The sequence below is a fragment of the Brunnivagina elsteri CCALA 953 genome (assembly GCF_002289455.1).
Taxonomy (GTDB): domain Bacteria; phylum Cyanobacteriota; class Cyanobacteriia; order Cyanobacteriales; family Nostocaceae; genus Brunnivagina; species Brunnivagina elsteri.
In genome coordinates this window covers 1-8,598 of the sequence record NZ_NTFS01000286.1, presented here as the reverse complement: position 1 = coordinate 8,598, position 8,598 = coordinate 1, and the positions used below count along the sequence as shown (strand labels likewise).

Below are 8,598 nucleotides of genomic sequence, written 5' to 3'. Positions count from 1 at the left end.
CGCTGTTCTACTACTGCTCCCACGGTCACAATGGCTATCTAAACGTCATTCTTCGTCTTTCTAAAAGAGCTGCACCCAATTGATTTAGCCTTAGCTTGAACAGCAATTCATCCCCATCAATACCTTCGCCAAAATAAAGAGGGCTTTCTGTGGTTCTTGAGTTGTGGTTGTGGTAAACAATAACTCTACTACGGAAAGCCCATGCCAGATATATTAGCACTGTTAGAATGCTTGCAACGATATACGACCAGAACAACTTTGAGACGTTGGAGCAGAATTATATCGGCAATGCTAGCGATGAGTGGAAGAATATAGCTTGCGGTTTCAAATCGAATTTAATTTTCGTGATGCTAAACAATTTTGGGGACTCGAAGACTTTATGAATGTTGGCAAAAATGCAGTAACAAATGCTGCAAATCTGGCATTTTTCATGGTTAATGTTTCACAAGTTTTGCTTTCTCACTTCCGTAAATTTAACCCTGATTTTAGTATTACAGACCTTAAGGCAATGTTCCGAGGCTATAAATATGTTGAGGAAACTATAAAACTCCTTCCGGAAAAACCAGACCCAGTTTTACTCGCAAATATTTTTCACAGAGTTACCAATTTAGGACGTATCCACCCTGCCGATCCTTGTTCTACCAGTTCATAAATTTGGCGAAGGTATTGCCCCATACCATAAACTTTGTATCTTTGCTTGGCGCGGCGTAAAGTGCGTTTATAAAACCCACATTGAGTTACAGAAGTAGAGCATTAAATATATAGCCAATGCTGATAATACCAACTGTCATTAACCCGATAAATACGGCTAATAATTGGGGTCGTAGCACTTTTTTGAGAATCACCATTTCGGGAAGAGATAGTGCTGTTACCGCCATTGTGAAAGCTAAAACTGTACCCATAGGCATTCCTTTATTTACTAAAGCTTCAGTAATCGGCATTACACCCGCAATATTCGCATAGAGTGGAACACCTAAAATTACTGCAATCGGCACTGCAAAAGGATTATTCGCGCCTGCATATTGGGTAATAAAATCTGTCGGCACATAACCATGAATCCCTGCACCGATCGCAATTCCACCCACCACATAAAGCCAAACCGATCGCACAATTTCGCTGGATTGGAACCATCCTTGCTTAAATCTTTGTCCCCAGGCTAACGCAACTGGTTCTAGGTTGTCTTCCCCTTCTAGAGGTATTGCTTGAAGAGATTTTTGCAGTTCCCAAACAAAGGGTTCTACCCATTTTTCTAATTTCATGAGTCCGATGATATATCCAGAGGCGATCGCTAAACCCACGCCAAAGCCAATGTAGATTAGCGTCACCTTTAACCCAAACAATCCCCAGAGAAGGATAACAGCAACCTCATTTACCATTGGCGCTGCCATCAAATAGGAAAAGGTCACACCTAAAGGTACACCTGCTTCCAAAAAGCCGATAAACAAAGGAACCGCAGAACAAGAACAGAATGGTGTGACGATTCCTACCATTGCCGCCAAAATATTTCCTGCAAAAGTGCGCTTTCCTTCTAGCAAAGAACGAACGCGCTCTGGTTCTAAAAAGCTTTGAAATGTCCCAACAATAAAGCTAATTACAATCAGTAATGTTAGGACTTTTGGCACATCGTAAAGAAAGAAGTGCAGACTTGATCCTAAATGCGATGAAATCGACAAGCCCAAGAGTTGGGTGACAATCTGGGTTGCCAACCAATCAAACGGATAAAATGGATCGAACATAACTTTGCCTCTTTAACGCTGCAATAAGGGCTGAATTTGTTCGACACTGATTACTTGACCTTTGCTGACAACTTTGCCATTGATTGTTATAGCGGGAGTAGACATCACACCTCGTTTAGCAATTTCGATTGGGTCGGTAATATGTGAAACTTCAGCAGTTAAATTAAGATTTGCCACAGCTTCTTTAGCATTTGCCTCTAACTGTTGGCACTTTTTGCAGCCTGTACCCAAAATTTCAATTTTGATAGCATTCATAACATAACTCCTTTTTAGTATTCTCTAATTCAGTTCAGTTAACTGCCAGATTCTCTTTTTTCTTTTGCTCAAAGTAAGTATGAGCAAAACTTCCTAGAGGACAGTTTGGCTTCTGTTCAATTCCCAAAGTCTGAAATTGTTCAAGATATTGCGCCTCTGTCCAACCTTCTTGTTCTGCCAATACCAATAAGGTAAATACTCCAGCCCGTAATCCAGAGGCACAGCGAGTATAAATCGGTTGAGGGGATGCTTTCACCGCTTGTTTAAAGGCTTCTAGTGTTTCGACGGTCAAGTTTTTGGGTGAAACGGGAACACTGACATATTCCAAAGCCTGTTCTTTCACCATTGAGGCATCAAGCTGATTTCCTTCAGCCGCAGGACACAAATCAATGATAGTCTTGTAGCCTTTTTGAGCAGTCGATCTACATCTAATTGATTAAAAATTCGATATCCAGCTTCAGTACGCTGGGGTGGTGGTATTAATCCAATGCGCTCGTAAAAATACAGCGTTTGGGAATTGATCCCTAAAATACGGGAAACTTTTCCCATTTTGAACATTGGTATGACTCCATAGCAATCCAGTAAACTAATGCTAAATCCTATCCTGTATTATCAATACCTCTAAACGAAATTATTAACGCGACTTACGTCGCTCGCTGGTTTTGCTAAACTTATTTGGACACATCTCATTGTGTTAGCTCAAACCACCACTCTAATAACATAGCCCGACATTGCAAGCAAATCAATGTATTAAGTAAAGATACAATACTATCATGATTAATCGGATAAATTGCTCCGATAAAATTTGCAGGAATCTGTACAGTGGGTTGTAGTTCAGCAACAAAACCAAACAACTTCTGATTCGAGAAAGAGCTATTTACAGCCCAACCCTGAGAATTTAAAGGAGTCAGTTGGGAAATAGTTTCTGCTGGAATTCCTAATTCTCGTTGAAGAATTTTGGGTACGACTGTCACAGCTTTTTCACCTTCTGGAACCCTGCCACCAGGAAAATCGAGAGTTTTTTCTCCCAGTCCTGGACGATAGGTTGGTGGTAGTAAAATTAACTGTTGGTTTTGAATTGGTAAAATAATTACCGAGTCTGCTTTTTCCACTCGCCAATATTCCAGGATTTGTCCTGTTTCATCCTGGAGATGTTCGCCAATTACTGTCAACCACTGGGAGTGCAATTCCAAGAATCTGTCCTGAGTTTGCCAACCTGTATTCATAATTCATCTGTTTAATTATTGTATTCATCCCACATCGGGGTACTAAGATATCGTTCCCCAGCACTTGCTTGAACAGCCACAATCAGTTTATCCTGATATTCCGGTCTGCCTCCTACTTGTAATGCTGCGTACAAAACCGCCCCTGTAGAAATACCACTAAGAATCCCTTCCTTACGGGCAAGTTGACGACCTATTTCATAAGCCTGTTCATCAGTCACGGTAATAATTTCATCAATTAAATCCACCCGCAGCACATCCGGAACAAAGCCTGCACCAATACCTTGGATATTGTGTAATCCGGGAGACTGATGACTGAGAACAGCACTAGTAGCAGGTTCAACTGCGATAATCCGGATTTGGGGATTTTGCTGTTTCAAATAGCGTCCAGCACCTGTCAAAGTTCCCCCTGTTCCCACACCAACTACAAATACTGCAATTTGTCCCTCTGTATCCTGCCAAATTTCTGGTCCGGTAGTGTGGTAGTGAATTTTCGGGTTAGCAGGATTGCTGAATTGTTGGGGAGAAAAGGCATTAGGAATACTGGCTAAGAGTTCGTTAGCGTGGGATATAGCACCAGCCATGTCTTCTGCCTCGGGAGTAGTGACAACCTCAGCACCATAAGCCTGAATAATTTGCTGACGTTCCCGGCTCATATTTTCTGGCATTGTGAGGATTAAGCGGTATCCTTTGGCTGCACAAACCATTGCTAAACCAATACCAGTATTACCAGAAGTCGCCTCAATAATTGTAGAAACTCCTGGCTGTATTAAACCAGCTTTTTCTGCCTCAGTAATCATACTGATAGCAATGCGGTCTTTGACCGATTTAGCAGGATTCATCCCTTCCAATTTTAAGGCGATATTAGCGACGCAGCCTGCGCTTTTAGGTAATTTTTGTAGCTTTACTAAGGGAGTGTGACCGATGGTTTCGGTTATATTGTTATAAATTGGCATAAATTTTATAGTTTGTTAATGAGATTTTTAATCTGCATATTCTAAAACATGAGTTGGAAAAATACGACAATAAACCCAAACATTAACAATATATGAGGTAGGTTACTAAGGAATGGGCGTTTGGTAATTTTGACTAAAGGATAAATGCTGAAAATGAGAATAGATAACAGAGTCACACCTTGTAGAAAATTCGCTACATCCATACTCCAAGTTAGAGTAAGTAAACCTGCACCACTGTATCCAATAGTTCGAGCAATTACAGGAATAATTTTTCCCGCTTCCGTAATTGCAGAAGGGATGTAATAAGCTAAATTTGCTGCTAGAGTCATAGGCAAGTAAGCATAGATTACAGTTAGATAATCTGGCATTTCCTGGTCAATAATCCTGGCAATTTTGTGGGTGAAATAAGTGCTAACAAAGGGAATAGTTAATAATATTGTCACCACGGGTATAGCAGTTAGTAAATGCTCAGAATTCAGGGGAATATTATCAAAGCTAAACCAACCCAAAATTCGGTGGGAATAATGCATAAATACTCCACCGAATAGCAACAACATTAAAGCAGCTTCTGCCCAGAAACCTTGATGATTTTCCAATAAATCAGTCCCAGGAAAACGCAAATTAATCTGCACAGAGCGATTGGGACAAGCTTTTAAACAAGTCATACATAAAACACAATCTCGATTATCCTTTAATTGTGCAGGATGAGAGTAGAGGGGACACCCATCTGTAGCTTGTCCTTCCGTGGGGAGAGCATCAGCAAAGTTTACTGGGCTAGGATCAATACTACCTTTGTAACAAGGAAATGTACTACACTGACTGCCACACACTTGCTGAGTTGAACGCAATTCCACCATCGACAGTTTGGCAAACATCCCATTCATACCACCAATGGGACAAAGATAGCGACACCACAAGCGACGCTCATAAATTATGCTACCAATTACCGCTCCACCAGTGATGATTAATAATAACGAGGCTGAAAGATAAGGAGTATGGGGTAAATCCCAGAGTTTTTCCCATAGGTAAATGGCGACAAAACCAGCCCAGAGTAGCCAAGCACCCCATTTATTTAACCATTTTGTAGGCCAAGGTAATAATTTGCGGGGGTAAATCCACAGAGATATTTTTCGCAGCCATTCCCCAGTAATCATAAACGGACAGACAGCACACCACAGACGACCTGCAATGGGAAATAATAATAGGTAAAAGGGCCACCACCATGCCCAAAAAAAGTTCAGAGTCACACTGGCATCCCTGGTCTGTGGTCCAAGATAGCCCATAATGGTGACAGGGATGAAAATCGCCATCATCATTATCCAGAAGCGTTCAGGCCACCATTTACTTAGGAGAAATCGGCGTAACCAGGGTATTTGGTTGAGTAAATCGACTCGAAAGGCATTTTTTTTCGATTCCACTGACCATAATACTTGTTCTGGAATTACGGATTCTTCCGGGGGTGTCATGACGACAGCACGTTTAAGAATGCTTTCGAGTTCCACTAAGTTGGCTGGATAGTCGTAACTAATTAAGCGACGGATACCAGCTTGATTGAGTTCTAGAAGAGTTCGTCTGCTTTCCCGACAGAATTTATTTAAGAAATATGCAGCAAAATCCGGGATGTCCTGTTTGCGTTGGGGGAGGGGAAACAGCTTGATTTGATGGGCTTCTACATCATTCAAACTAATTTTACTGGGACTAGCGAGGATTAGACGTACCCAAGAAGAGAGGGGGGGTGAATTTTCTACATTGGTTTGTAGTTTACCAGTTTTTAAATAATCAATTAGGCGTTCGCGTTCTTTTTTCTGCAATAATTGAACGTTATCAACCAACAATGTACCTCTTTCCAGAAGTTCAATTATACCCGGTTGGTCTGCTTTGCCAAAGATGCTATCTGTATTAATTAAACCCGCTTCATCACGGGGTAACTGAGCTAGATCAATTTCTGCAAAGGGTCGATTGTGTAACCCTGAATGAGCATGAATGAACCCAGCAATAAAGGTTTTACCGCTACCCTGTGATGCTTGCAAAATCACAGGCTTTAAATCAACTGCTGCTTGTTGAACTTGTTGTTGTAGTTTTTGACTGGCTTTACTCTCACCAATGATTGACTCGTCCATTGGTACCGGATGAATATAACTTTGTAGCCCCTGAATCCTGGCTTGTTCTTTAGCTATGCGTTGGGCAAAATTGGTTAAGTCTTGGGCAAGAAAGTTATTGATAACACCTTGAATCTCTGGATAATTACGTTGGAGTTGGAGAAAATTATCCCGTCCGAGAAACCAAATTTCGCTTTTAGAAAGCGCGATCGCACCAGCACGATAGGTGGCATTCGCCTGTTGTTCTACTAATGGCACATAGCCAAAAACATCACCTGCATTGCGATAGGTAATGTGGGTTTTAGTTATACGGGATTGACGATAAATCTCTACCGAACCCCATTTCAGTAGATACAAGCCCACAGGTTGTAAATCCTGGCGATAAATTTCGGTATCTGCTTCTACTTTTATAGTTTGCAGAGATTGAGCGATCGCATTAATTACCTCTTGACGCAATTGTCCCCAAACTCTGTGAAAACTCAACCAGTCAGCACATTCTAAAACTGCTTGTTCATTACTTTGTAACTCCCCATTGATGACGGGTTGTAGAGGTAGTAGTTGCACCTGACTAGTTTTCATTACTACATTCCTAGTTATTGTATTTCCCGTATAGCGAGTATTATGAATTATCTTGATTTGCTGCTTTCCAGCCATTCATACTGGGTGGGAAACCTCGCACATTCTCATAGCCCAACAGGTGTAAAGACATGACTGCCATTGCGGAACGATAACCAGAGGAACAGTAAACTACTACAGGTTGTTTTTTGGGAATATTGTCGAGGTTTTGAGCCAATGTCCGCAGGGGAATATTGATAGCGTCACCAATATGACCCAATGCGTACTCAGAAGGCTCTCTCACATCCACCAAAAAAACTTTATCTTGTTTGAGCAACTGTTTCAACCCTTCCACTTTCCCTACCGTATAATAGTCTCCAGGGATGGATTTGAGATAACTATCTACTGCTATTTTCAGATCAACATCGGAAGTAGATACCACTGCGATTTTCTGGGTTTGTGACAAGGGGGATGCTAAAGCTGATGCGTCATAAACACCAAAAAATGTATAAATTAGTACGTAAAAACTCAATAAAATTACAGTTGAAAAATGTCTGATTTTCATTGCTTAATATTTCTCTGTGATTATCCTTGATGGTTAAAACGAAAACAGTCTAGTTCCCCATGCTAAAAATGCCGCAAATAAGTGGATGAGGGCAAACCCAACTAATTCCCCCCTAGATTGTTTCCTGATTGCACCCACACTCACCCTCGTGGTCATTTCCCGCTTCATGGTCATGGGCATGATCTTCTGGCGTGCTAACCACCAGAGAACCTGCAAGATATGTCGTTATAGCCGTATCTGGGTCAGTTTCAGAGGTAATGACGGGCTGAATCCCCTTAGATTCCAGACGACGTGCTAACCCACGTCCCATACTGCCGCTAATCAGGACTTGCACTGTATCTAGTGGATGAGAGTCTTTCGGGGAACTCTCATGAAAACTCTGGTCTTTGGTGAGTTGTAACACCTGCTTGTTTTGAATGGTGGTTTCGTCCACGTCGTAGACCCAGAATTTCTGGCAGCGCCCAAGGTGGGCAGTCACATTAGTCTGGTTTTGGCTAGAAACAGCAATTTTCATGAGCTTTCTGATTGGTTGAGTTTGAGAGGGTTGATTGGCGATTTGGAATTGTTAGACCCACCAAGGCTTTTCCCCAGTCCGTGGATCGGTTTCTGTCCAGGGTGAGATCAAAATGCTATTGTCAATGACGGCAACATGGAAGATTTTGAGAGGGAGGGGAGCCGGTCCCCGTACTACAGTTCCATCTGGCGCATAGCGAGAACCGTGACAGGGACATTGGAACTGTTGATCGTTTGGATTCCAGGGAAAGGTACAGCCTAAGTGGGTACAGTTATCAAGTATTCCAATATTGTCTAGGGTGTGATCTTCCTTAACGATTAAGTAAGTGGGTTCACCGCCTAGACCTGCAACCAGCGCACGACTTCCTGGCACCTCTGCCAAAATTTGTGTGGCTGGGATTGGGTTCCCCAACACATCTTTAGCAATAATGGCTCCTCCTGCCCCTGTTTTTTCTACTGGAGCAATAAAGAATTTGCCAGCAGGATAGAGCGCAGCACCCGCAACGGCAGCAACAGTTGCTCCGGTAATAAAGTTGAGCAGTTGCCGTCTTGATAGGGATGGACTTTCGATTGGAATACTAGTATCCATTATGGATCTCCTTAATAGTTGATGAGTGCATCCGCTTCTAAAAATCTAGGTAAACCTAGTAAAGTCCACGGTGTAACTTTAAGCAATCTTTTCTAGTGTCTTGCGAC

Annotated in this window: 10 protein-coding genes and 1 pseudogene; 1 reads left to right on the top strand and 10 read right to left on the bottom strand. The window is 42.0% G+C overall.

Annotated features, from left to right (window positions below; all coding sequences use genetic code 11):
- Nucleotides 1-301: 301 nt before the first annotated feature.
- Nucleotides 302-652, top strand: a pseudogene (locus CK510_RS21245) (IS4 family transposase); the annotation flags it as partial.
- A gap of 85 nt (nt 653-737) precedes the next feature.
- On the opposite strand, the gene CK510_RS21240 reads toward CK510_RS21245, so the two are convergent.
- The 10 genes from CK510_RS21240 to petC form a co-directional block, all read right to left on the bottom strand.
- Nucleotides 738-1,736, bottom strand: coding sequence for a permease (locus CK510_RS21240; protein ID WP_095723601.1), 999 nt, complete (start codon nt 1,734-1,736; stop codon nt 738-740).
- A gap of 12 nt (nt 1,737-1,748) precedes the next feature.
- Complete coding sequence (locus tag CK510_RS21235) at nt 1,749-1,991, bottom strand: thioredoxin family protein (RefSeq protein ID WP_095723600.1); 243 nt, start codon at nt 1,989-1,991, stop codon at nt 1,749-1,751.
- Nucleotides 1,992-2,025: 34 nt separating this feature from the next.
- A complete protein-coding gene (locus CK510_RS21230; protein WP_158224940.1) occupies nt 2,026-2,376 on the bottom strand; it encodes a beta-lactamase hydrolase domain-containing protein in 351 nt (116 codons plus the stop codon).
- Nucleotides 2,331-2,549, bottom strand: a complete 219-nt coding sequence (locus CK510_RS21225) for a MerR family DNA-binding transcriptional regulator (protein ID WP_095723598.1) — start codon at nt 2,547-2,549, stop codon at nt 2,331-2,333. Before CK510_RS21225 ends, CK510_RS21230 begins: the two co-directional genes overlap by 46 nt.
- Before the next feature lie 128 nt (nt 2,550-2,677).
- Nucleotides 2,678-3,217, bottom strand: coding sequence for an NUDIX hydrolase (locus tag CK510_RS21220; RefSeq protein WP_095723597.1), 540 nt, complete (start codon nt 3,215-3,217; stop codon nt 2,678-2,680).
- 11 nt (nt 3,218-3,228) lie between these two features.
- On the bottom strand, nt 3,229-4,170 hold the full coding sequence (cysK, locus tag CK510_RS21215) for a cysteine synthase A (RefSeq protein WP_095723596.1): 942 nt from the start codon (nt 4,168-4,170) through the stop codon (nt 3,229-3,231).
- A 41-nt stretch (nt 4,171-4,211) separates the two neighbouring features.
- Nucleotides 4,212-6,848, bottom strand: coding sequence for a sigma 54-interacting transcriptional regulator (locus CK510_RS21210; RefSeq protein WP_095723602.1), 2,637 nt, complete (start codon nt 6,846-6,848; stop codon nt 4,212-4,214).
- 40 nt (nt 6,849-6,888) lie between these two features.
- Complete coding sequence (locus tag CK510_RS21205) at nt 6,889-7,389, bottom strand: rhodanese-like domain-containing protein (RefSeq protein WP_095723595.1); 501 nt, start codon at nt 7,387-7,389, stop codon at nt 6,889-6,891.
- A gap of 112 nt (nt 7,390-7,501) precedes the next feature.
- The gene (locus CK510_RS21200) at nt 7,502-7,903 is read right to left on the bottom strand and encodes a NifB/NifX family molybdenum-iron cluster-binding protein (protein WP_095723594.1); all 402 of its coding nucleotides are present in this window, start codon (nt 7,901-7,903) and stop codon (nt 7,502-7,504) included.
- A 51-nt stretch (nt 7,904-7,954) separates the two neighbouring features.
- Nucleotides 7,955-8,491 carry a cytochrome b6-f complex iron-sulfur subunit gene (gene petC / locus CK510_RS21195; protein ID WP_095723593.1) on the bottom strand — a complete coding sequence of 179 codons (537 nt, stop codon included), beginning with the start codon at nt 8,489-8,491 and terminating at the stop codon, nt 7,955-7,957.
- Between the last annotated feature and the right edge of the window lie 107 nt (nt 8,492-8,598).